Below are 24,070 nucleotides of genomic sequence, written 5' to 3'. Positions count from 1 at the left end.
CTCGGGGATTGTCCATGTGCGCTATGGTCGCTACCGTCGGCGAAAAACAGGGGACCAAACATGCAAGACTGGCTGACCATGACCGCCGCGGATCTGGGGCGCGGCATCGGGGCGAATGAGATTGATCCGGTGGCCCTGTGCCAGACCTATCTGGACGCCATCGCAGCGCATCCCCTGCGGGACCGCATCTATGCCCGGGTCACCGCCGACCGTGCGCTGGCCGAGGCCCGCGCCGCCGCCGTCCGCGCCAAAGCGGGACAGCGGTTGTCCCCCCTCGACGGGGTGCCGATCTCCTGGAAAGACCTCTTCGACACCGCAGGCACCGAGACCGAGGCGGGCTCGAAGTTGCTGCAGGGGCGGGTGCCCGACCGCGATGCGGTCGTTCTCGCCAATGCGACTGCGGCGGGTCTGGTCTGCCTCGGCAAGACCCATATGAGCGAACTGGCCTTTTCGGGCCTGGGCCATAACCCCAGCACCGCCACGCCGCCCTGCGTCAACGACGAAGATGCCGTCTCCGGCGGATCCTCTTCGGGCGCTGCGGCTTCGGTGGCCTTCGGGCTGGCCGCCGCCGCCATCGGCTCCGACACCGGCGGATCGGTCCGGGTTCCCGCGGCCTGGAACGATCTGGTGGGCCTCAAGACAACCTCGGGCCGGCTCAGCCTGGAAGGTGTGGTTCCGCTGGCCCTGAAATTCGACACGGTCGGCCCGCTGTGCCGCTCGGTTGAGGATGCCTGCCTGCTGCTTGCTGCGCTGGAAGGGGAAAAACCCGCCGATCTGCGCCACAGCGAGCTGGAAGGGCGTCGTTTCGCGGTGCTGCGTACCGCCGCCATGGAGGATCTCCGCGAGGCACCGAAAGCGGCCTTTGAAGCGGCGATTGCCCGGCTGAAAAAAGCCGGCGCAGAGATCACCGAAATCGACATTCCCGAGGTGGCAGAGGCCATGCCGCTTAGCGGTTGTCTATATACGACAGAGGCTTACGGGCTCTGGCGCGACGTGATCGAAGCGAACCCCGACGCGATGTTCAGCGAAATTCTGGAACGGTTCCGCCTTGGAAAAGGCTTTTCCGGCCCGGATTATGTGGCCGCCTGGGCAAAGCTGGATGCATTGCGCGCAGGCTATGACGCCGCCGTTGCGGGGTTCGACGCGGTGCTGCTGCCCACAGCCGCCCTGCTGCCGCCCTCGCTTGCGAAGCTGCAGGAAGATCACGACTATTATGTTTCCGAAAATCTCTTGACCCTGCGCAACACCCGCGTTGGCAACCTGATGGGGTTATGTGCCCTCACATTGCCAACGCATACTCCCTCTTGTGGTCTGATGCTGATGTGCCCCCCATATATGGAAGAACAGCTTCTGAGGCTTGGCGCGGCGGTCAGCGAAGCGCTGGTCTGAGATTGGCCTAAATACCACAACATGCTGTGCTTGCGCCGGTTTTTCTGGACGGCAGGCAGCACCTTGGGTACTTTGAAACAAACGGGGCGATAACGATCCCGATCCGAGGCAGTTGTAATGTTTTATCCTGAGCGGTTTTCGAACCTTCCGGCCCATGCGTGGCCGCGCCTGCGCGCCCTTTTGGACGTGCACGAAGGCGGCGGGCCCTTGATCCAGATGACAATCGGTGAGCCGAAACATGCTTTCCCGGCATGGGTCACGGACAAGATTGTCGAAGCGGCGGAAGGGTTTAACAGCTATCCCCCGAACGATGGCTCGCCGCAGTTGCGCGCCTCCATCGCCGGCTGGATCAAGCGCCGCTATGGCGTGGATATGGACCCCGATACCGAGGTGATGGCGCTGAACGGCACCCGCGAGGGTCTGTACAACGCGGTGATCGCACTCTGCCCCGAAACCAAAGGGGGTCAGAAACCCGCGATCCTGATGCCGAACCCCTTCTACCAAGTCTATATGATCGGGGCGATTTCCGGCAATTCCGACCCGATCATGGTCAATGCCACCGAAAAGACCGGGCAACTGCCCGATTTCCACGGCGTCGATCCCGCGATCCTGGAGCGGACCACGGCCTGTTACATTTGTTCGCCTGCCAACCCGCAGGGCGCAGTCGCATCGCGGGATTACTGGGCCAATCTGATCGAGCTGGCCGAGAAGTACGATTTCAAGATTTTCGCCGATGAATGCTACTCGGAGATCTACCGCGACACGCCACCCGTCGGCGCAATGCAGGTGGTCGAGGAACTGGGCGCCGACCGCAACCGCGTGGTGATCTTCCACTCGTTGTCGAAACGGTCGAACCTGCCCGGCCTGCGTTCCGGCTTTGTCGCATCCGGTCCCGAGACAATTCGCGAGGTCAAGCAGCTGCGCAACTATGCGGGCGCACCGCTGCCGCTGCCCCTGCAGGCCGCCGCCGCCGCGGTCTGGGACGACGAGACCCATGTGGTCGAGAACCGGGCGCTCTACCTTGAGAAATACCATATCGCGGACCGCATCCTGGGCAATGTGCCCGGCTATGCCAGCCCCGAGGCGGGCTTCTTCCTCTGGCTTCCGGTCGAGGATGACGAGGAGGCAGCCCTGAAGCTGTGGAAAGAGACAGGCGTGAAGGTCCTGCCGGGCGGTTATCTGGCGCAGGACGTGGAAGGGGTGGAAAACCCCGGTAAAAAGTACATCCGGGTCGCCCTGGTGGCCCCCAAAGATGAAATGGCGCGCGGATTGGAACTGATCCGCGACTGCCTTTATCCGACTTGAGAACGAGGAACCGAGCAATGGCATATCAGACCCGTGGGCGTGACCCCCTGCTGGACAGCAACATGACCGAGGCGCTTGAAAAGCGTGGCAAGGAACTGTTGGGTCTGGCTCTGATCATGCTGGGCGTGATGGCCGCAATGATGATCGGCAGCTACACGCCGGACGATCCCAACTGGATGGTCTCCACCGATGCGCCGGTGCAGAACTGGATGGGCCGCATGGGGGCCTCCATCGCGGCACCGCTGTTCATGATCGTTGGCTGGGGCGCATGGGGTCTGGCCGCTATCCTGCTGTTCTGGGGGGGCCGCTTTGCATTGCATTGGGGGCAGGACCGGGCATTGGGCCGGTTGATCTTTGCACCGATTGCCGTGGCCCTTGGCTCGATCTACGCGGCGACCCTGGCACCGGGGCCGGAATGGCTCCAGACGCACAGCTTTGGCCTGGGTGGTCTGTTCGGCGATACCGTGATGGGCGCGATCCTGACAATCCTGCCGATCGGGTCGGCCTTCACCGTGAAATTCATGTCGGTCGTCATGGGGCTGGGTATCCTGGCGCTGGGCGCTTTCGTGCTCGGCTTCACCAGATCCGAACTGAACCGCATTGGCCGCTTCCTGCTGGTGGGGACAATCATGGCCTATGCCACGATGATGAACATCATGGGGCGTGGCGCATCCGGTGCCGTTCAGGCGGCCCAGACGCTGCAGGCGCGCCAATCCGAGCGGCGCGAACGTCTGCGCATCGAAGCAGAAGAGAACGCGGCCTTCGCAGCGCAGCAGGAAGCCTCGGCTATTGCCGTCCAGCGCAACATGCCCCGCGCCGAACCCGTGCTGGAGGATCATGCGCAGGCCGAACCGGCCAAGACCAGCCTGCTGGGCCGCATGCCCGGCCTGATCAAACGCCCCGACCCGATGCCGGAACCCGAGCTGGTGGAAACCTATTCCGACGCCGTGGTGGAAGAGGAAGAACCGGGCAGCGACCGGATCCGCTCCAAGATCGCCGATGTGATCAAGAACCGTGTGCGCAGCACCACTGCGGTGCACACGCCGACAACCGCACCGCTGACCCGCGGGCGGGGCAGGGGGCCTGATCCGCTGGTGTTGAAAACCGCACCCGCCACACAATTGCCGCCCGAACCGCCCCTGACATCCCAGGCGGCACAGCTCGGTCGGGCAGAACCGCCCCTGACCGCGCCGCGCCTGTCGGTCCCTGGCGTCAGCGCCGCCCCCATGGCAGCCCCGGCACCGGTGGCAGAGGACGCGCATTCATATGCGCCGATGGACGACAGCTACGATACTTATGGCGATACATATGACGAAGCTGACATCGGGACTGCCGAGGCCCTGCCGTTGCAACAGGCCGCACCGGGCGCCCCCGCCATCCCCGTGGCCGAGCCGCGCCGCGCGGTGGTGCAGCAACCGGTCCGCAAACCGGTGCAACCCTCGAAACAGGCCCAGGCCGAAGCGCAACCGACCCTGACCTTTGAAGACACCCATCCCGGTTTCGAACTGCCGCCGCTGAGCCTGCTGGAAAGCCCCGACACCGTTCAGCGCCTGCACCTCAGCGATGAGGCACTGGAAGAAAACGCCCGGATGCTGGAAACCGTACTGGACGACTATGGCGTCAAGGGAGAGATCGTCGCGGTCCGCCCCGGCCCGGTGGTCACCATGTACGAGCTGGAACCCGCGCCGGGCCTCAAGGCCAGCCGCGTGATCGGTCTGGCAGACGACATTGCACGGTCAATGGCCGCGCTCTCCGCCCGGGTTTCCACCGTGCCGGGGCGCAGCGTGATCGGCATCGAACTGCCCAACGAGAGCCGCGAAAAAGTGGTCCTGCGGGAGATCCTCTCCAGCCGCGATTTCGGGGATGGCAATCAACGCCTGCCGCTGGCGCTGGGCAAGGACATCGGTGGTGATCCCATCGTGGCCAACCTCGCCAAGATGCCTCACCTGCTGATCGCGGGGACCACCGGTTCCGGTAAATCCGTGGCCATCAACACGATGATCCTGTCGCTGCTCTACAAGCTGACCCCGCAGGAATGCCGTCTGATCATGATCGACCCCAAGATGCTGGAACTTTCCGTCTATGACGGTATCCCGCATCTGCTGTCCCCCGTCGTCACCGACCCCAAGAAGGCCGTCGTTGCGCTGAAATGGACCGTGGGCGAAATGGAAGAACGCTATCGCAAGATGTCCAAGATGGGCGTGCGCAACATCGAGGGCTACAATGGCCGCGTGCGCGACGCGCTGGCCAAGGGCGAGTTGTTCAGCCGGACCGTTCAGACCGGATTTGACGAGGACACCGGAGAGCCGATCTTCGAGACCGAGGAAACCACACCGGTCGCGTTGCCCTATATCGTCGTCATCGTGGACGAGATGGCCGACCTGATGATGGTTGCCGGCAAGGAGATCGAGGCCTGCATCCAGCGTCTTGCACAGATGGCGCGGGCCTCCGGCATTCACCTGATCATGGCGACACAGCGGCCTTCCGTCGATGTCATCACCGGCACCATCAAGGCGAACTTCCCCACCCGGATCTCCTTTCAGGTGACGTCGAAGATCGACAGCCGGACGATCCTGGGCGAAATGGGGGCCGAACAGCTTCTGGGCATGGGCGACATGCTTTATATGGCCGGCGGGGCCAAGATCACCCGCTGCCACGGCCCCTTTGTCTCGGACGAGGAGGTCGAGGAAATCGTCAACCACCTCAAGCAGTTCGGTGAACCCGATTATGTCTCCGGCGTGGTACAAGGCCCGCCCGATGACAAGGAAAGCGACATCGACGCGGTGCTGGGGCTGAACACCGGCGGCAACACCGATGGCGAGGACGCGCTTTACGACACGGCCGTGCAGGTGGTGATCAAGGACCGCAAATGTTCGACATCCTACATCCAGCGCAAGCTGGCGATCGGATACAACAAGGCCGCCCGCCTGGTGGAGCAGATGGAGGAGGAAGGTCTCGTCTCTCCTGCCAACCACGTGGGCAAACGCGAAATACTGGTGCCGGAACAGGGATAAGGCTTACCTCCTCTATGCCCTGTTTGCTACATGCGCCAACAGCCGCCGGAAACGCTCCGGCGGCTTTTTTTATAGCGTCAGACGCTATAACGATACCCGCTTTGATGGCCGGGGCTGACCGATGTGGAACCCAAAGCCCGGAACAAGCCGAAGGCGCCGGGCCATCGCCTGCCCGCCGGTCGGGTAGGCGATTTGGTGAGGCTGGGAGTGTCCCCGATGGGGCTCATCATGGTTGAGAGATAAAGTGCCATGAACATAAACCAGCATCGCCTACCCCGGGCAGGCGACGGCCCGGCTTGCGCTTCGCGTCAGGCTGGTCTTCCTTTGTGGAACACCCTACCCAAATCTGTATCACCTATCGACGAAGCAGCAGCGCACCAGCGCCGCCCCGGCGCTTCCGTCGGGATGTAAGCAGAAAACCGCGACCTGATATCGCATATCACCGGGTTCCGCCCTATCTCTGTTCCAACTGAACACACAGGAAGATCACAATGCGACTGATGAAACCCATCGTACTTGCACTTGCCCTGCTGAGCCCCGTTGCGGCCATGGCGCAAAAACTGCCGCTGAACGACATATCGGCCTATCTGAACCAGCTGCAGACGGCCAAGGGCGATTTTACCCAGATCAATGACGACGGCTCGATCAGCACCGGCACCATCTATATCAAGCGGCCCGGCAAGGTGCGGTTCGAATACAACCCGCCCGACTCCGCAATGGTGGTGGCCGGGGCAAACACCGTGGTGATCTACGACAAGAAGTCGAACCAGCCCGCAGAAAGCTATCCGCTGTCGCGCACACCGCTGTCGATCATTCTGGCCAAACAGGTGGATCTGGCCCGCGCCAATATGGTCACCGGCCACAGCTATGACGGCACCGCCACCGTGGTAACGGCACAGGATCCCGAAAACCCGCAATACGGCAATATCCAGCTGAAGTTCACCGGCAACCCGGTGGAACTGCGCCAATGGATCATCAATGATGGCAGCGGCTCTCTCACCACCGTGGTGCTGGGGGATTTGCAAACGGGCGTATCGCTGCCCAACAGCCTGTTCGACACCGGCCGTCCCGGCAGCACACCCAAAAGGTAGAAGGCAGCGGCCCCGGCATCAACCGGGGCCAATCACCTCACCGCAAGCGGCAACCCGCGATCTGCTGCTCATACATCAGCGAGCGGGCCTCGACCTTGCCCGCCACGGCGACCAGCCAGGATTTGTTGTTGTAGGTGGCCCGCGCAAATCCCGTGTGGCCTTCGTGATAGGCCAGGTACTGATTGCGCGCGTCATGCAGGGCAATGCCGTTGCGGTCGCGGGTCTGGTTCATGTACCAGCCCATGAAATCGCTGGCGTCATTGATCCTGTCCCGCTTGGCCGACCGCCGGTTCTGCGCCTTGCGGTATTCCTCCCAGGTGGCATCAAGCGCCTGAGAATACCCGAAGGCGCTTGACTGCCGCCCCATCGGGATCACGCCCAGCACGTATTTGAACGGCGTGCGCGCGTCCGACACGAACTTGCTTTCCTGGTGGATGGTGGCCATCTGCACATGCACCGGCACACCCCATTTGCGTTCCACCTTGCGGAACGCCTTGTAGTATTCGGGGCGCTCTCTGAGAATTGTACAGGCGTTGTCCAGATCATTTGGCGCAGACGATTGCCCGCCCCCGCAGGAGGCGACCATCAGTACAATTATCATAGCGCGAAGAGTTTTGCTCATTTGCCTCTCGCTTGGTCGTTTTTTTATTTTGTCACAGCATACGCTATTTTGATGCCGGATCACATCATAAATTTTACAGCAGAACCGCCAGCAAAAGCGGTAATGCGCCCACCGACATCAGTGTCGAAACCACCACCAGCCCTGCCACCGCCTGCGAATCGGCACCAACCGCGTGATGGCACGCTGGGTGACGAACCGGGGCAGGGGAAGGGCGATACAACATGAACCGGAAACCCGATAGATGCGAGGTGCAACAGTTTGTTTCCTTTGCCGTTTCATGCGTGATTGGACAAATGCCCCTTGAACCGATTACTAACGAAGGGTAGGGGCTGCAATGTTATGCTACGCACGCGCGCGAAATATCATCTCGGGCAGATTGTCCGGCACAAGAAGCACCCGTTTCGCGGGGTGATTTTTGATGTCGATCCGGAATTCGCAAATACCGATGAATGGTATGAATCGATTCCCAAGGAAAACCGCCCGGTCAAGGATCAGCCCTTCTATCACCTGCTGGCGGAAAACGATCAAAGCTACTACGTGGCCTATGTGTCGGAACAGAACCTTGTCGCGGATTATTCAGGGGAGCCGGTGGACCATCCCGATATCCCCGACCTGTTCGGCCCCTTCACCGATGGATCCTATCCGCTGCATTTCCAGCTGAACTGACGGGCCGGAAACCTCCGGCGTTAATCAATAACTATTCCACATTAGCAAAATGTTGGGTTCTCCGCGGGGAACCTCGATGCCTGTTTTGCTCAACGACGGGCACCGCAGGCGCGCCACTGGCCGCCTGCGGCGGGCCGGTCAGTACCCCAGCGCGCATCCATCCTTGCGCGGGTCGCTGGCCCCATCCAACATGCCGTCCGGGCGCATCAGGATGGCCTGCGCACCGCCAAGGGCGACATCCGGAATTTCGACCTTGTGACCCATGTCGCTCAGCTGCGCACGGATCGCATCGGGGTAACCCCGTTCCACCTTCAGCACCCCCTGATCTGTAAAGGCGCGCGGCGCGTCGATGGCGCTTTGCACATCCATGCCGAAATCCTGCAGATTCGAGGCAAAGCGCGCATGGCCACAGGGCTGATAGGCCCCGCCCATGACGCCAAAGGGCATGATCACCTTGCCATTCTCGCGGATCATGCCCGGAATGATAGTGTGCATCGGGCGCTTCCCGCCCTTCAGCTCGTTCGCATGGCCTTCCTCCAGGGTGAATCCGGCCCCCCGGTTCTGCAGCAGGATGCCGAATTTTTCCGATGCGATACCCGATCCGAAACCGTGGAAAATGGAATAGATCAGCGAGACCGCCATGCCGTCCCTGTCCACCACCGTGACATAGACGGTATCCTTGTGAACCTGTTCGGAGAGGGCAGCGGGCGAAGCCATCGCGCGCCTGGGGTCGATCAGCGCCGCCAGCCTCTGCGCGGTTTCACCCGACAGCATATGATCCAGCCGGGTGGTGTGATCCGGGTCCGCCAGGAAACGGTTCCGGGCATCATAGGCCAGCTTGGTCGCTTCGGCCTCTATGTGGATACGCTCGGCGCCAAAGGGGTCCATGCCTGCAATGTCGAACTGGTCCAGAATGTTGAGCAGCAGAAGCGCCGTTGCACCCTGGCCGTTTGGCGGATGCTCGACCACTTCGATGCCCTTGTAGGGGCCTGCAACGGGAGTGGCCGGCGTCGCGACAACCGCGGCAAAATCCTCGGCCCTGTGTACGCCGCCCAGATCGTTCAGCGCGCGCAGCATGTCCTCGGCGATTTCCCCGGTGTAGAAGGCATCTCTGCCGTCTTTGGCGATGCGCCGCAGCACTTCGGCCTGACCGGGCGCGCGGAAATTCTGGCCCACCTGCGGCGCCTTGCCGTCGATCAGATAGTAATCCCGCGCCGCACCTTTCAGCTTTTCCGTCTCGCGCGCCCAGTCGAAGGCGACGCGCGGCGCGACCGGCACCCCGGCATCAGCATAGCGGATGGCAGGGGCGAGAATCGCGTCCAGACCCGCAGTGCCGACAGTTTCCGACAGGTGGCAAAAGGCGTCGATCGCGCCGGGTATGGTCACCGCATCCGCCCCGTACAGCGGCACGGTGCTCTCCCCGCGTTGCCGCAGCAGCGCCGCATCGGCCTTTGCAGGTGCGCGCCCCGATCCGTTCAGCGCATGCACTTCGTTGCTGCCGGGCAGGGTGTAAAGAACAAAGCAATCCCCGCCGATCCCGGTCATCTGCGGTTCGCAGATGCCCAGCAGGACCCCGGCGGCAATCGCCGCATCCATCGCGTTGCCGCCACGCTCCAGCATCTCGACCGCCGTTTTGGCGGCCAGGGGGTGTGACGTGGCGCACAGGCCGTTGGCCGCAATGACAGGAGAACGTCCGGGCAGGTGAAAGTCGCGCATATGGTTTCCCAACATCAATGTTTCGCGGCAACCTAGCGCGTCGCTTCGGGACTGCCAATGTCGGGTGGGAATGATCGGGAAAGTACCTCGACGCCACGCACTGGGTGGGGGCAATTAAACGCAGCGCCGAGGGAAGCCATATGCAGCTACAAGGCGGAAAATGCCCTACAACGGTGGCGCGAATATGATCACAATAAGGCCTTTTGGCGGTCCGGGTCGTTCTCCCCTGGGTTGTCAGAGCTGCCGCTGCCACCCGCCGGTTGCGGAAATGCCTGTGCAGGCAGGCGAAACCGGTTATCCCTGCAGGTTCAGGGCAATCGCCAGCCGCAGGTCCAGAAGGTTTTCCGCGCCGATGCGGCGGTAACACACATCCTTGGCAAGGTCGCGAATCAGGAACCAGCCAAAGCCGCCTTCGGGCAGGTCCTCGATCACGGGGCTGATCGGCTGCGCATTCCCCAGCGGCGGTTTGCCGTCGGGCATGGCCTCGCCCCGGTCGATGATCCGGAAATGCAGACCGTCCCCCCTGTGGTCGCCGCGCAGGGTGATCAGGTCATCCGGCGCCGGCTCTTGCTCCGCATATGCGTGTTCGACGATGTTGTTCAGCACCTCTGCCAGCACAAGTTCTACCGTTTGCAGCTCCTCCATATCCAGTTCCAGAGGGGCCAGCGCCTGACGCACCCCTGCCAAAGCCTCGCGGACAGCGGGCTTGCTGCTTTTGAAGCGGATATCGAAAGGAAAGGGCAGGGTTTCCGGCGACAGCGCCGTGGAACTGGTCATGGCCGCCTGCTCAGGCATGTTGACCGCTCAGCGCGGCGGCAAGTGTGGGGAAGATGGCAAAGACTGAATCCATCCGTGTCAGTTTGAACACCCGGTCAACCGGGGCTGTCATGCCCGCCAGGATCAGCGACCGGTCCGGGGCAAGGAATTTCATCGTTGCCACGATCGCGCCCAGACCGCTGGAATCGATGAAGGTGACGTCGCTCAGGTCCAGAATGATGTTTTCGCCCGCTCCCTGGGCGGCCTGGCGCATCGTCTCCTTGAAATCCAGCGCAACCGCGGCATCGATCCGCTGTTCGCGCAAACCGACCACGCAGAAGTCAGCTTCTGTTTTGACGGAAACTTGCATAGACAGACCTCTAGACCCAACTGGTGAAGCCGTTAGATAGTGACCAAAGATTATCATTCGGTAACCAACGGCCGGGACAAACAGGAGAATGTGATGCGGAATGTCGTGATTTCTGGTGCGTCTCGCACCCCGATGGGCGGTTTTCAGGGGGCTTTCGCGGGCCTTACGGCGTCAGAGCTGGGGGGCCATGCCATCAGGGCCGCGCTGGAAAATGCCGGGCCCGCCGCGGTCCAGGAGGTGCTGATGGGCTGCGTCCTGCCCGCCGGACAGGGCCAGGCCCCCGCCCGCCAGGCCGGTTTCGCCGCCGGTCTGGGTCAGGACGTGCCCGCCACCACCCTGAACAAGATGTGCGGCTCGGGCATGAAGGCCGCGATGATCGCCTTTGACCAGATCGCGCTCGGCCATACCGATGTCATCGCAGCGGGCGGCATGGAAAGCATGACCAACGCGCCCTATGTGCTGCCAAAGATGCGCGGCGGCGCGCGGCTTGGCCATGGGGCGGTGATCGACCACATGTTCCTTGACGGTCTCGAAGACGCCTATGACAAGGGCCGCCTCATGGGCACCTTTGCCGAGGATTGCGCCGAGACCTATCAGTTCACCCGCGAACGTCAGGATGAATATGCTCTGGCCTCGCTGTCGCGCGCCATCGCGGCACAGGACAGCGGTGCGTTCAGCGATGAAATCGCCGTGGTCGAAGTGACCTCGCGCAGCGGCAGCACAAGCATTGCCGCCGATGAACAGCCCGCGCAGGCCCGGCCGGACAAGATCCCGCAGTTGAAACCTGCCTTCCGTCAGGGCGGCACGGTGACGGCGGCCAATTCCTCGTCGATCTCTGACGGGGCCGCCGCGCTGATCCTCGCTTCGGAAGAGGCGGCCACGGCGCAGGGGCTCAACATCCGCGCGCGCATCCTCGGCCATGCCAGCCATGCGCAGGAACCGGGTCTTTTCACCACCGCCCCGGTGCCCGCCGCGAAAAAGCTGCTGGAACGGATCGGCTGGAAGAAGGAAGACGTGGACCTGTGGGAGGTCAACGAGGCCTTTGCCGTTGTCCCCATGGCCTTCATGCACGAGATGGGGCTGGACCATGACATCGTGAACGTCAACGGCGGCGCCTGCGCGCTGGGCCATCCCATCGGTGCCTCCGGCGCGCGGATCATGGTCACGCTGCTGAACGCATTGGAAAAGCGCAACCTGCGCCGTGGCATTGCCGCGATCTGTATCGGTGGCGGCGAAGGCACTGCCATCGCCATCGAGCGCGTATGATTTCTTTTTACCATACATAATCTTGGTGGGGCCGGGCGGCGGACAGCCCCCGGCGCTCCCGTTCAAGGAAACACCCCGTGCAAGTTGACTATGACACCCTGGCCAAGACCATCGCGGCGCTGACCGAAGGCGAGGACGATGCCGTTGCCCTGATGGCCACCGTCGCCTGCGAGGTCCATCACGCCGACGACCGCTTCGACTGGACTGGCTTCTACCGCGTCACCGCGCCGGAACTGCTCAAGATCGGGCCCTATCAGGGCGGCCATGGTTGCCTGGTGATTCCGTTCTCGCGCGGGGTCTGCGGGGCGGCCGCGCGGGAAGGCAGGGTGCAGCTGGTGCCGGATGTGGATGCTTTCCCCGGTCACATCGCCTGCGCCTCGACCACGCGGTCGGAGCTGGTGTTGCCCGTCCGCGACGGCACCGGCACATTGATCGCGGTGTTCGACATCGACAGCGATCAGCCCGATGCCTTTTCGCACAAGGATGCCACCGCCCTTGGCGACATCTTGCAGTCGGTTTTCCAACAAGTGAAATAATACTGGAAAATTTCATTTCCGGGGTCTAGCGTGAAAATGGAGACGTAATTTTCACCCAAGGCATCATGCAGCACAGCGCGCCAGATTCACCCTTTTCGCTTGGAGCGGACCTGCGCGCCCTGCGCAAGAGCCGGGATCTGACTTTGACGGATCTGTCCAATGCCCTTGGCCGTTCCGTCGGCTGGCTCAGCCAGGTCGAACGGGGCATCTCTGAACCTTCGATCACCGATCTGCGCCATATCGCGGCCTGCCTGGGGGTTTCCGTCTCCATGTTGTTCCGCCATGCCGCGGCACCGGCGCATGAGGCGGGCTATGTGGTGCGCCGCGGCGCGCGGCGGCCCATCGGGTCTGATGTGGCCGGGCTGGTGGAGGAGCTGCTCTCTCCCGACCTTACGGATGATTTTGAAGTCGTCCATTCCACCTTTCAGCCCCACAGCCGCATCAAGGCGCCGGTCAGCCGACCCACCCAGGAGGTCGGATACCTTGTGTCAGGCAGGCTGGAGATCGAGATCGAGGGCACAACCCATCTGCTGAACCCCGGCGACAGCTTTCGCATCCGCGGCGAGGCGTTCCGCTGGGCCAACCCTTTCGATGCCCCCGCTGTGGCGATCTGGGTCATCGCGCCGCCGGTGTATTAGGTCGATGGCATGAGCTTTGAAACCCGGATCCTAACTGCCCTTTTCCGGCTGGTATTTGGCGCCAGACCGGGGGCAGTCTTCGACAGCCCGGTGCGCCGGGTCATGGCGCTTTGTTTCATTCTGAACGGTGTCCTGCCGGGCACCGCCACCACCCCGACAAGGAGTTGAACCATGCTCAAAGGCAGCTGCCTGTGCGGCAAGATCACTTTCACGGCAGCGCGCACGGCCCGCGATCCGGCGGCCTGCCATTGCAGCCAGTGCCGCAAGCAATCGGGCCATTACTGGGCCTCCGTGAATGTCTGGATGGAGGGGTTCAGGGTGTCCGGCCCGGTACGCTGGTACGCGGCATCTGACAGCGCCAAACGCGGCTTTTGCCCGACCTGCGGCTCCTTCCTGTTCTGGAAAAGTGAAGACGAGGACGAAATCGGCGTGGCCCTGGGTGCGCTCGACGGGGAGACCGGCCTGCATCTGGAACGGCACATCTTCACCGCCGACAAGGGCGATTACTATGACATTCCGGCCACCGGCCCACGGGAGGCAGGGGCAGATGAGTGAATTCCCCACAACCGCGCGTGTCGTCATCATTGGCGGTGGCGTCGTCGGGGCCTCGACCCTTTATCATCTGGCCAGGGCGGGCTGGACCGATTGCGTCCTGCTGGAAAAGAACGAGCTGACGGCGGGGTCCACGTGGCATGCGGCGGGCAATGTGCCGAACTTTGCGGGTTCCTGGGCGGTGATGAACATGCAGCGCTATGCCGCCGCGATGTACCGCACCCTGGGCGATGACGTGGGCTATCCGATGAACTACCACGTCACCGGCTCTGTCAGGCTGGCCCATTCGAAGGAGCGGATGCAGGAATTCGAACGTGTCGCCTCCATGGGGCAATACCAGGGGCTGGAGATGACCGTCTGCACGCCTGACGAGCTGAAGGAAAAGCATCCCTTCATGGAAACCCATGATCTGATGGGGGGGCTTTGGGACCCGCTGGACGGCGACATCGACCCGGCGCAGCTGACCCAGGCGCTGGCCAAGGGGGCGCGGGATGCGGGCGGGCGGATCGAACGCTTTTGCCCGGCCATCGGCATTGACCGCGCGGGCGACGAATGGATCGTGAAGACCCCCAAGGGTGATATCCGCTGCGAATATGTGGCCAATTGCGCGGGCTACTACGCGCAGCGCGTGGGCGAGATGTTCAAGCCCTTCGGCGGGCGCACCGTGCCGATGGTGGTCATGTCGCACCAGTATTTCCTGACCGAGCCGATTTCCGAGCTTGAGGCATGGACCAAAGAGAAGGGTCACAAGGTCCCACTGCTGCGCGACGTCGATACGTCCTATTATCTGCGGCAGGACAAGAACGGCCTGAACCTTGGCCCATACGAGCGGAACTGCAAGGCGCATTGGGTCACGCCTGATGATCCGATGCCGGAGGATTTCAGCTTTCAGCTTTACCCCGACGATCTGGAAAGGCTGGAATATTACATCGAGGACGCGATGGCGCGGGTGCCGATCCTGGGCAGTGCCGGGGTTGGCCGCAACATCAATGGTCCGATCCCCTATGCCCCTGACGGGTTGCCCATGGTGGGGCCGATGCCGGGGGTGCGGAACGCGTTCGAAGGGCATTCTTTCACCTTCGGCATTGCCCAGGGCGGGGGCGCGGGCAAGGTCTTGTCTGAATGGATCATGCATGGCCAGACAGAGCAGGACATGTGGGCGGTCGATCCGCGCCGCTACACCCATTATGCCGATCACGACTATACGCTGGCCAAGGCGCTGGAGACCTATGGCCATGAATACGCGATGCATTTCCCGCGCCATGCCTGGCCTGCGGGGCGCGACAAGAAACTGTCGTCGCTGCATTCCCGCCTGCGGGACGCGGGCGCGCAATTTGGCGCCTACAACGGCTGGGAACGGGCCAATTGGTTTGCCCAGCCGGGCGATGACACATCCGAGGAAGCGACCCAGACCTGGGACCGCAACGGCCCCTGGGCGCCCCGCATCCGCGAGGAGGTGGAAGCGGTGCGCGATCACTGCGGGATGTTGCCGATCAGCGGCTTCACCCGGCTCAGGGTCAAGGGCCCGGGTGCGCGGGATTTCATCGATGGGCTGACCGCATCGGCCCTGCCGGGGCCGGGGCGCGTCGGTCTGGCCTATTTCCCCGACGACCGGGGCCGCATCGTGACCGAGACCAGCGTGATGGTGCACGGGCCGGACGACGTGGGTCTGATCACCGCTGCCGTGGCGCAGTGGCACGACGCCGAGTACTTTCAGCGGCAGGCGCCCGCAGGCATTGCCGTGACGGACCATTCCGACGAGGTGGATTGCCTGCTGGTCACCGGCCCGAAGGCACGGGACATCCTTGCCCCGTTGACCCAGGGCCATGACCTGACGGCCCCCTGGCTGTCGGTCAGCATGGCGGGCACGGTCGCGGGGCAGGAGGCCGCGCTGCTGCGGGTGTCCTTCGCGGGCGAGTTGGGCTGGGAGCTGCATGCAGCACCCGGGGCGATGCCGCCGATCTGGGATGCGCTGCTGAGCGCGGGCGTGAAACCCTTTGGCATGTGGGCGCTGAACGCCATGCGGATCGAGAAGGGCTATCGCGCGTGGAAGGGCGACCTGTCGACGGATTACACCCTGCTTGAGGCCGGCCTTGACCGGTTCATCCGCTTTGACAAGCCGAAGGGCTTTCCCGGCAAGGCGGCTTTGCTGGCCGAAAAACAGGCAGGTGTGAAGAAACGTTTTGTCACCATGATCGTCGCGGCGGGCGATCAGGACGCGCCCTATATGTCCACGGTGATCCACAAGGGCGAGGTCGTGGGCGAGACCACCAGTGGCGACTGGGGCTACCGGCTGGGCAAATCCATCGCGCTGGGCACCATCCGCGCGGATCTTGCCGAACCCGGCACGCAGGTGCAGATCAACATCTTTGGCAAACTCTGCCCGGCGGTGGTGCAGCCGGATCAACCGCTTTGGGACCCTGAAAACGAAAGGCTGCGCGCATGAGCATCGAGACATATCTGATCTATCTGGGGGTGCTGGCCGCATTTTTCCTGACGCCGCCGGACACGAGCCAGCTGCTGATCATCTCCAATTCCCTGCGCCACGAGCTGCGGCGCAGCGCGGCCACGATTGCGGGCGACCTGTCGGCCAATGCGCTGCAGATGACGGCGGCGGCCTTTGGGCTGACCGCCATCATCGCGGCCTCTGCCGATGCGATCTGGATCATCAAATGGGGCGGCGTGGCCTATCTCGCCTGGATCGGCCTGCGTCTGATGATGACACGGGGCGGTGCGGCGGAGCCGGGTGCGGCCCGTGACGCCCGCACCGGCATCCTGTTCCGGCAGGGGTTCCTCACCTCTTCCGCCAACCCCTATGCGGTGGTCTTCTTTGGCGCGCTTTTCCCGCAGTTCATCGACCCGGCCCAGGCCGTCCTGCCGCAGCTGCTGATCCTCGGGATCACCTATCTGCTGGTCGATGGTGCGGTGCTGCTGCTGTGGGGCTGGACTGCGACACGGACACTGGGGCGCCTGCGCGCGCTCAGCGGGGTCTGGGTGAACCGGATTTCCGGCGCGATGATGATCGCCGCCGCGGCCCTGCTGGCCAGCCGCGACCTGAGCGCCGAGGCGCGGCAATGAGCGATATCACCCTTCTCGATGGCGGCATGGGCCAGGAGCTGATCCACCGCGCGGGCGACAACCCGACACCCTTGTGGTCCACCCAGGTGATGATCGACAATCCCGGCATGGTGGCCGGTGTCCACCGCGATTTCACCCGGGCCGGGGCGACGCTGGCCACCGCCAATACCTATGCCATCCACCGCGACAGGCTGGCGGGCACCCCGCTGGAAGACCGGTTCGAGGAGCTGCACAGGCTGGCGCTGGCAGAAGCGCGGGCCAGTGGCGCGCCCCGTATCGCGGGCAGCATCGGGCCGCTGATGGCCTCCTACCGGCCCGACCTGCATCCTGAGGCAGCGGCGGGTGCGGTGCATTATGCCGAGATTGCCGGGCTGCTGGCCCAAGACTGCGATCTGCTGATCTGTGAAACCGTCGCCTCGGTCACCCATGCAGAGAGTGTCCTGAAAGGGGCGGCCACAGCGGGCAGGCCCCTGTGGCTGGCCCTGACGGTCGATGACCAGGACGGCAGCAGGCTCCGCTCCGGCGAAGCGCTGTCAGAGGTGCTGCCGATTGCACGGGCGCAGGCGCAGGCGGTGCTTGTCAATTGCTCGGTGCCCGAGGCGATTGCGGCTGCGATACCGGTACTGGCGCAATCCGGCCTGCCCTTCGGGGGTTACGCCAATGGTTTCGAGCGGATCACGGAGGGGTTCCTGGCGGACAAGCCGACCGTGGACAGCCTGACCATGCGCCGCGATCTCACGCCGGAACGCTATGCGGATCATGTCATGCGCTGGGTCGATGCCGGGGCCACCATTGTCGGCGGCTGTTGCGAAGTCAGCCCCGCCCATATTGCCGAAATCGCCCGCCGCCTGCGCGCGGCGGGTCATGCCATCGTCTGAGGTCGCCTGATATGAACGCCATCCCCCGCCACGCCCGCGTCGTCATCATCGGGGGTGGCGTTATCGGCTGCTCTGTCGCCTACCACCTGACCAAGCTGGGGTGGCAGGACGTGGTGCTGCTGGAGCGCAAGCAGCTCACCTCGGGCACCACCTGGCACGCGGCGGGGCTGATCGCCCAGCTGCGCGCCAGTGCCAATATGACAAAGCTCGCGAAATATTCGCAGGAGCTTTACGGCAGCCTGCAGGAGGAAACCGGTGTTGCCACGGGGTTCAAGCGCTGCGGTTCCATCACCGTCGCCCTGACCGGCGAGCGCCGCGAGGAAATCTACCGTCAGGCGGCCATGGCCCGCGCCTTTGGCGTGGACGTGGAAGAAATCAGCGCGGCGGAGGTGAAGCAGAAATATCCGCACCTCAACATCGGGGATGTGACAGGGGCGGTATACCTCGACAAGGACGGGCAGGGCGACCCGGCCAATATCGCGCTGGCCCTGGCAAAGGGGGCGCGGCAGCGCGGCGGGCAGATCTTCGAGCGGACCCGCGCCATCGGCGTGACCCGGCAGGGCCGCCGCATCACCGGTGTCGATTGGGCACAGGACGGCGACAGCGGGCATATCGCCTGCGAGATGGTCGTGAACTGCGCCGGCATGTGGGGCCGCGAGGTGGGGCAGATGCTGGGCGTGAACGTCCCGCTGCAGGCCTGCGAACATTTCTACATCGTGACGGAGGCGATTGCGGGCCTCTCTCAGTTGCCTGTGCTGCGGGTGCCGGACGAATGCGCCTATTACAAGGAAGACGCGGGCAAGATCCTGCTGGGTGCCTTTGAACCCACAGCCAAACCCTGGGCGCTGGACGGCATCCCGGCGGATTTCGAGTTTGACCAGCTGCCCGAGGATTTCGACCATTTCGAGCCGATCCTCGAAGCGGCGGTGAACCGCATGCCGATGCTGGCGGAGGCGGGGATACATACATTTTTCAACGGGCCGGAAAGTTTTACCCCCGACGACGCCTATCACCTTGGCCTTGCGCCGGAGATGGACAATGTCTGGGTCGCTGCGGGGTTCAACTCCATCGGGATCCAGTCGGCGGGCGGTGCGGGGATGGCCCTGGCGCAATGGATGGATCAGGGCGAAAAGCCTATTGACCTCGGTGATGTCGATATCAGCCGGATGCAGCCGTTTCAGGGCAACCGCCGCTACCTGGCAGAACGGTCCACCGAAACGCTGGGCCTGCTATATGCCGATCACTACCCCTACCGGCAAAAGGCTACCGCGCGCGGCGTGCGGCGGACCCCGTTTCATGCCCATCTGCTGGCGTACGGCGCGGTCATGGGCGAACTGGCAGGCTGGGAGCGCGCCAACTGGTTCGCCGAACCGGGGCAGGACCGCACCTATCGCTACAGCTGGAAGCGGCAGAACTTCTTTGACAACGTGGCTGCCGAACATATGGCGGTGCGCGGGAATCTCGGCATGTACGACATGTCCTCCTTTGGCAAGATCCGGGTGGAGGGGCGCGATGCCATGGCCTTCCTCAACCACATCGGCGGCGGGCAATTTGACGTGCCGGCGGGCCGGATCATCTATACCCAGTTCCTGAACCCAAGGGGCGGGATCGAGGCGGATGTGACCGTCACCCGCCTGTCGGAAAGCGCCTATCTGGTGGTGACCCCCGCCGCGACACGGCTGGCGGATGAAACATGGATGCGCCGCCATCAGGGCGATTTCAACGTGGTGATCACCGATGTGACGGCGGGCGAGGGGGTGCTTGCCGTGATGGGACCGCGCGCGCGTGACCTGATGCAGGCGGTATCACCGAACGACTTTTCCAACGTGGTGAACCCCTTTGGCACCGCCCAGGAGATTGAAATTGGCATGGGGCGCGCCCGGGTGCACCGGGTGAGCTATGTGGGCGAGCTGGGCTGGGAAATCTATGTCAGCGCCGACATGGCCGCCCATGTTTTCGAGACGTTGCACGCGGCGGGACAACCGATGGGCCTTCGGCTCTGCGGCATGTATATGATGGACAGTTGCCGCATCGAAAAGGGGTTCCGCCACTTTGGTCATGACATCACATCCGAGGATCATGTGCTGGAGGCGGGGCTGGGCTTTGCCGTGAAGACTGACAAGCCAGGTTTCATCGGGCGCGACGCCGTGCTGCGCAAGCGCGAGGCCGGGCTGGACCGGCGGATGATGCAATTCCGCCTGACCGACCCCGAACCGCTGCTTTACCACAACGAACCGGTGCTGCGGGACAGCAAGATCGTCGGTTTCCTGAGTTCCGGCGCCTATGGCCATGCGCTGGGCGGCGCGATGGGCATGGGCTATGTCCCCTGTGCCGGTGAAACACCGGCTGATCTGCTGGCCTCCACCTATGAGATCGACGTGGCGGGCACCCGGGTCAGGGCGGAGGCATCGCTGAAGCCGATGTATGACCCGGCGGCTGCGCGGGCGAAAATGTAACGGGTACAAAATTAGCCTTCCCTCTGCCCTGCAGGTTGCCTACCCCTTGGAGCAAAGGACCGTTACCGATGCGCAACCCCGACAGCCTGCCGCCCCCCGCCACAAACGAAGACACGCCCCTGGGCCTTGTCTTTGCCATCACAGCCTATGGTCTGTGGGGGTTTCTGCCGCTTTACATGAAACTGCTGTCACATATCCCGGCGGCAGAAATCGTGGCGCATCGGGTCTTGTGGTCGCTGCCGATTGCCGCCGCCGTGCTGATCGTCCTGCGCCGCACCGACGCGCTGCGCGAGGCGCTGCGGTCGCCCCGGATGCTGGGCATGGGCTGCGTGACGGCGGCCCTGATCTCGATCAACTGGGGCATCTATGTCTGGGCCATCAACTCGGGCCATGCACTGGATGCGGCGCTGGGGTATTACATCAACCCGCTGTTCAGTATCTTCCTGGCAGCGGTGCTCTTGGGCGAACGGCTGAACGCCGCGCAGATGGTGGCCATTGCCCTTGCTGCCTGCGCGGTGCTGGTGCTGGCGGTCGATGCGGGGCGGATGCCCTGGGCCGCATTGGGGCTGACGATCTCCTGGGGTTTTTATGCCCTGTGCAAGAAGAGCCTGCCCATCGGTCCCAATCAGGGTTTCCTGCTGGAGGTGCTGATCCTGATCGTCCCGGCAGTGGGATACCTGGGCTACCTCGCCACCACGGGCGAAGCGCATTTCCATTTCGACGGGGGGCGCGATTTCTGGCTGCTGCTTGGCTGCGGGGTCATCACGGCGGTGCCGCTGATGATCTATGCCAACGGGGCCAAGCTGTTGCGGCTGTCCACCATCGGCATCCTGCAATATATCGCGCCGACGATGATCTTCCTCTGTGCCGTGCTGGTGTTCGAAGAACCCTTTGGCCGCGCCCGCGCCATCGCCTTTCCGATGATCTGGCTCGCGCTGGTGATCTATTCCACCGCCATGCTGCGGCAGATGCGGGCGGCGAAAGCGGGCTGACCGGTGGCAGGCGTCAGGGCCGGTTCAGGTTTTTTGCTGGGAACCCGGACCTTCGCGCAGATCACGGCGAAGGGCGGGAGGGAAGCCAACCTGTCGTGAAGCGCAAGCCGGGTGTCGCCCGACCTGGAGGGCGTTTCAAACATATGTGAGGTGCGTAGCGTCGCAACCCGCGGGCCGGTCATGGCTTGGTAGAGCGTGCAAAATCGCCCTCCTGGGGGAGGTCGGGCGATGCCCGGCTTGCGCCGGGCGGAGGCGCTTGGTGGTATGCACCGCACCAATGGCACGGAAGCTTCGTCCGCATCGCCGGACCTTGACCCACACCTCGCGTCAAAGTCCGGTCTGGGTCAGAAATGCGAGAAGACAGTGTCAGTATCGCGTGGTGCGACCCTCTGACAGGATGCAGAGAACCCGCTGCATCCTGCCAAAGAAGTTGGTCGTTCCGGTGATCAAGAACCCGGTCAGGTGTTGGGCAGCTTGGCGGTCCTCAGGTAGGGCAGAACGGTGGTGAATTCACCAAACCGGGCCTTGGCGTCGGCGTCGGACACGGTGGCAGGGATGATCACGTCATCGCCCACATTCCAGTTCGCCGGTGTGGCAACACCCTGCCCGGTGGAGGTCTGCAGCCCGTCCAGCGCGCGCAGCACTTCGGCAAAGTTGCGCCCCACGGTCATCGGATAGGTCATCGAGAGTTTCAGCTTCTTGTCCGGCCCGATGATAAAGACAGAACGCACAGTGGCGCTGTCCGCCGGGGTGCGGCCATCGGGCAGATAGGCTTCGGCAGGCAGCATGTCGAAAGCCTTGGACACCGCAAGCCCGTCATCCGCAATGATCGGGAAGCCCGCCTTTGCCCCGGCGACCTTCTCGATGTCGCCCTTCCATTTCTTGTGGTCCTCGACCCCGTCGACGCTGACCCCCAGCACCTTGGTGCCGCGTTTCTCCCATTCGTCGGCCAATTGGGCCACGGCACCGAATTCGGTGGTGCAGACGGGGGTGAAATCCTTGGGGTGGGAAAACAGGATCATCCAGTTGTCACCGACAAAATCGTGCAGAGAGATGCTGCCCTGATCGGTTTCGACGGTCAGATCGGGAATCGTGTCGTTAATGCGCAAGCCCATGTTGTCCTCCGGGTCTGTCTTCTACTTTTCCATAACGTAAGGATTAATCCGCGACATTCCATCCCCTCTCTTGCAGCACCCCGCGCGCCCTGACAAAGTGGCGCCAAACCGGACAGGGCCAGTGCTCTGCCCCGTCATAACAACGAGGAGTTTTCCAATGCTGGAGAAACGTGAGTTCTATATCAACGGTCAATGGGTCGCCCCCGCCAAGGCCAATGATTATGCCGTTATCGATCCGTCCACCGAAGAACCCTGCGCGGTGATCTCGCTGGGTGGTCAGGAAGACACCGACAAGGCCGTCGCCGCCGCCAAGGCTGCCCTGCCGGGCTGGATGGCCACATCGCCGGCCGAACGCATCGCGCTGCTGGAAAAGCTGCTGGAGGTCTACAAGACCCGCGCCGAAGACCTTGCAAAGGCCATGAGCACCGAAATGGGCGCGCCCATCGAAATGTCGCGGGCCAGCCAGGTCGGCGCAGGCACCTGGCACCTTAGCAACTTCATCAAGGCCGCAAAGGAGTTCCACTTCGAGGCGCCGCTGGGCGATCACGCCCCGAATGACCGCATCATCCGCGAGGCGGTCGGCGTGGCCGCGCTGATCACGCCCTGGAACTGGCCGATGAACCAGATCACCCTGAAAGTCGGCGCCGCCGTGGTCGCGGGCTGCACCATGGTGCTGAAACCCTCCGAGGAAAGCCCGATTGATGCGATGATCTTTGCCGAGCTGATGCATGAGGCCGGTTTCCCCAAAGGCGTCTTCAACCTGGTCAACGGTGACGGCGTCGGCGTCGGCAGCCAGCTTTCGGCGCACGAGGATGTGGACATGGTGAGCTTCACCGGTTCGACCCGCGCGGGCACCGCGATTTCCAAGGCCGCGGCGGACACGCTCAAGAAAGTGCACCTGGAACTGGGTGGCAAGGGTGCCAACATCATCTTTGCAGATGCGGATGAAAAGGCGGTCAAGCGCGGCGTGATGCACATGATGCAGAACACCGGTCAGTCCTGCAACGCGCCCAGCCGGATGCTGGTCGAGGCGAGCATCTATGACAAGACCGTGAAAGAAGCCGGTGAAGTTGCCAGCAAGATCACCGTTGGCCCGGCATCCGAAGAAGGCCGGCACATCGGCCCGGTGGTGAACGAGGTGCAGTTCAACAAGATCCAGGACCTGATCCAGAAGGGCATCGACGAGGGCGCGCGTCTGGTCGCCGGTGGCACAGGTCGGCCGGACGGGCTGAACCGCGGCTTCTTTGTCAAACCGACGGTCTTTGCCGATGTCACGCCCGACATGACCATCGCGCGTGAGGAAATCTTTGGCCCGGTCCTGTCGATCATGAAATTCGACACCGAGGAACAGGCCGTCGAGATCGCCAATGACACGGTCTATGGGCTGACCAACTATGTCCAGAGCTCCGATGGCACGCGCCGCAACAGGCTGGCACGCCGGTTGCGGTCCGGCATGGTCGAGATGAACGGCCAGGGCCGCGCGGCAGGTTCCCCCTTCGGCGGGATGAAACGCTCCGGCAACGGCCGCGAAGGCGGCATCTACGGGATCGAGGATTTCACCGAGATCAAGGCCGTCTCGGGCTGGGCTGCCGAATAGGCAGTGCCACGACGGGCGATCGGACAGGGCCAC

At 63.3% G+C, this 24,070-nt stretch carries 21 protein-coding genes; 16 read left to right on the top strand and 5 right to left on the bottom strand.

The genetic code is table 11. The features are described from left to right. Positions 1-60 precede the first annotated feature (60 nt). The 4 genes from PVW51_RS01280 to PVW51_RS01265 all read left to right on the top strand — a co-directional run bounded on the left by PVW51_RS01280 (position 61) and on the right by PVW51_RS01265 (position 6,799). Positions 61-1,389 (top strand): amidase, encoded by a 1,329-nt coding sequence (locus PVW51_RS01280; RefSeq protein WP_269363460.1) that lies wholly within the window; start codon positions 61-63, stop codon positions 1,387-1,389. Positions 1,390-1,506: 117 nt separating this feature from the next. Then, positions 1,507-2,694: an aminotransferase class I/II-fold pyridoxal phosphate-dependent enzyme gene (locus PVW51_RS01275; protein WP_269363461.1), complete on the top strand. Its 1,188-nt coding sequence runs from the start codon at positions 1,507-1,509 to the stop codon at positions 2,692-2,694. Between the two features lie 17 nt (positions 2,695-2,711). Continuing rightward, the gene (locus PVW51_RS01270) at positions 2,712-5,708 is read left to right on the top strand and encodes a DNA translocase FtsK (RefSeq protein WP_274573289.1); all 2,997 of its coding nucleotides are present in this window, start codon (positions 2,712-2,714) and stop codon (positions 5,706-5,708) included. A gap of 500 nt (positions 5,709-6,208) precedes the next feature. Beyond that, a complete protein-coding gene (locus PVW51_RS01265; protein WP_443287376.1) occupies positions 6,209-6,799 on the top strand; it encodes a LolA family protein in 591 nt (196 codons plus the stop codon). A 37-nt stretch (positions 6,800-6,836) separates the two neighbouring features. On the opposite strand, the gene PVW51_RS01260 is transcribed toward PVW51_RS01265, so the two are convergent. After that, entirely contained in the window at positions 6,837-7,421 is a 585-nt protein-coding gene (locus tag PVW51_RS01260; RefSeq protein WP_269363465.1) for a transglycosylase SLT domain-containing protein, read from the bottom strand. A gap of 339 nt (positions 7,422-7,760) precedes the next feature. On the opposite strand from PVW51_RS01260, the gene hspQ reads away from it, so the two are divergent. Beyond that, positions 7,761-8,087: a heat shock protein HspQ gene (gene hspQ / locus PVW51_RS01255; RefSeq protein WP_114276113.1), complete on the top strand. Its 327-nt coding sequence runs from the start codon at positions 7,761-7,763 to the stop codon at positions 8,085-8,087. A gap of 138 nt (positions 8,088-8,225) precedes the next feature. On the opposite strand, the gene PVW51_RS01250 is transcribed toward hspQ, so the two are convergent. From PVW51_RS01250 to PVW51_RS01240, 3 genes are all read right to left on the bottom strand, one after another. Further along, positions 8,226-9,803 carry a gamma-glutamyltransferase family protein gene (locus tag PVW51_RS01250; RefSeq protein WP_274573287.1) on the bottom strand — a complete coding sequence of 526 codons (1,578 nt, stop codon included), beginning with the start codon at positions 9,801-9,803 and terminating at the stop codon, positions 8,226-8,228. Positions 9,804-10,097: 294 nt separating this feature from the next. Then, entirely contained in the window at positions 10,098-10,580 is a 483-nt protein-coding gene (locus PVW51_RS01245) for an ATP-binding protein (RefSeq protein WP_274573286.1), read from the bottom strand. Between the two features lie 10 nt (positions 10,581-10,590). Continuing rightward, a complete protein-coding gene (locus PVW51_RS01240) occupies positions 10,591-10,929 on the bottom strand; it encodes an STAS domain-containing protein (protein ID WP_269363471.1) in 339 nt (112 codons plus the stop codon). 93 nt (positions 10,930-11,022) lie between these two features. Here PVW51_RS01240 and PVW51_RS01235 point away from each other — a divergent pair, with 93 nt between their 5' ends. From PVW51_RS01235 to rarD, 10 genes are all read left to right on the top strand, one after another. Then, a complete protein-coding gene (locus PVW51_RS01235) occupies positions 11,023-12,195 on the top strand; it encodes a thiolase family protein (RefSeq protein WP_274573285.1) in 1,173 nt (390 codons plus the stop codon). A gap of 77 nt (positions 12,196-12,272) precedes the next feature. Next, positions 12,273-12,731 (top strand): GAF domain-containing protein, encoded by a 459-nt coding sequence (locus PVW51_RS01230; RefSeq protein ID WP_269363476.1) that lies wholly within the window; start codon positions 12,273-12,275, stop codon positions 12,729-12,731. 65 nt (positions 12,732-12,796) lie between these two features. Next, complete coding sequence (locus PVW51_RS01225) at positions 12,797-13,369, top strand: helix-turn-helix domain-containing protein (RefSeq protein WP_269363478.1); 573 nt, start codon at positions 12,797-12,799, stop codon at positions 13,367-13,369. Positions 13,370-13,378: 9 nt separating this feature from the next. Beyond that, entirely contained in the window at positions 13,379-13,537 is a 159-nt protein-coding gene (locus PVW51_RS01220; protein ID WP_274573284.1) for a hypothetical protein, read from the top strand. Between the two features lie 3 nt (positions 13,538-13,540). Continuing rightward, positions 13,541-13,924, top strand: coding sequence for a GFA family protein (locus PVW51_RS01215; RefSeq protein WP_269363482.1), 384 nt, complete (start codon positions 13,541-13,543; stop codon positions 13,922-13,924). Continuing rightward, complete coding sequence (locus tag PVW51_RS01210) at positions 13,917-16,367, top strand: GcvT family protein (protein WP_274573283.1); 2,451 nt, start codon at positions 13,917-13,919, stop codon at positions 16,365-16,367. Before PVW51_RS01215 ends, PVW51_RS01210 begins: the two co-directional genes overlap by 8 nt. Next, positions 16,364-16,999, top strand: coding sequence for a LysE family translocator (locus PVW51_RS01205; RefSeq protein ID WP_274573282.1), 636 nt, complete (start codon positions 16,364-16,366; stop codon positions 16,997-16,999). Before PVW51_RS01210 ends, PVW51_RS01205 begins: the two co-directional genes overlap by 4 nt. Continuing rightward, a complete protein-coding gene (locus PVW51_RS01200) occupies positions 16,996-17,877 on the top strand; it encodes a homocysteine S-methyltransferase family protein (RefSeq protein WP_274573281.1) in 882 nt (293 codons plus the stop codon). Before PVW51_RS01205 ends, PVW51_RS01200 begins: the two co-directional genes overlap by 4 nt. A gap of 11 nt (positions 17,878-17,888) precedes the next feature. Further along, the gene (locus PVW51_RS01195) at positions 17,889-20,333 is read left to right on the top strand and encodes a GcvT family protein (RefSeq protein ID WP_274573280.1); all 2,445 of its coding nucleotides are present in this window, start codon (positions 17,889-17,891) and stop codon (positions 20,331-20,333) included. Positions 20,334-20,401: 68 nt separating this feature from the next. Further along, positions 20,402-21,325 carry an EamA family transporter RarD gene (rarD, locus tag PVW51_RS01190; protein WP_274573279.1) on the top strand — a complete coding sequence of 308 codons (924 nt, stop codon included), beginning with the start codon at positions 20,402-20,404 and terminating at the stop codon, positions 21,323-21,325. Positions 21,326-21,783: 458 nt separating this feature from the next. Here rarD and PVW51_RS01185 read toward each other — a convergent pair whose 3' ends face one another. After that, positions 21,784-22,440 (bottom strand): peroxiredoxin, encoded by a 657-nt coding sequence (locus tag PVW51_RS01185; protein ID WP_274573278.1) that lies wholly within the window; start codon positions 22,438-22,440, stop codon positions 21,784-21,786. A gap of 157 nt (positions 22,441-22,597) precedes the next feature. Here PVW51_RS01185 and PVW51_RS01180 point away from each other — a divergent pair, with 157 nt between their 5' ends. Further along, entirely contained in the window at positions 22,598-24,037 is a 1,440-nt protein-coding gene (locus PVW51_RS01180) for an aldehyde dehydrogenase family protein (RefSeq protein WP_274573277.1), read from the top strand. Positions 24,038-24,070: the final 33 nt, after the last annotated feature.

It is taken from the genome of Sulfitobacter sp. PR48 (assembly GCF_028807335.1).
Taxonomy (GTDB): Bacteria; Pseudomonadota; Alphaproteobacteria; order Rhodobacterales; family Rhodobacteraceae; genus Sulfitobacter.
Note: the sequence above shows the minus strand (reverse complement) of the source record. Positions and strands in the feature narration are given on the sequence as shown.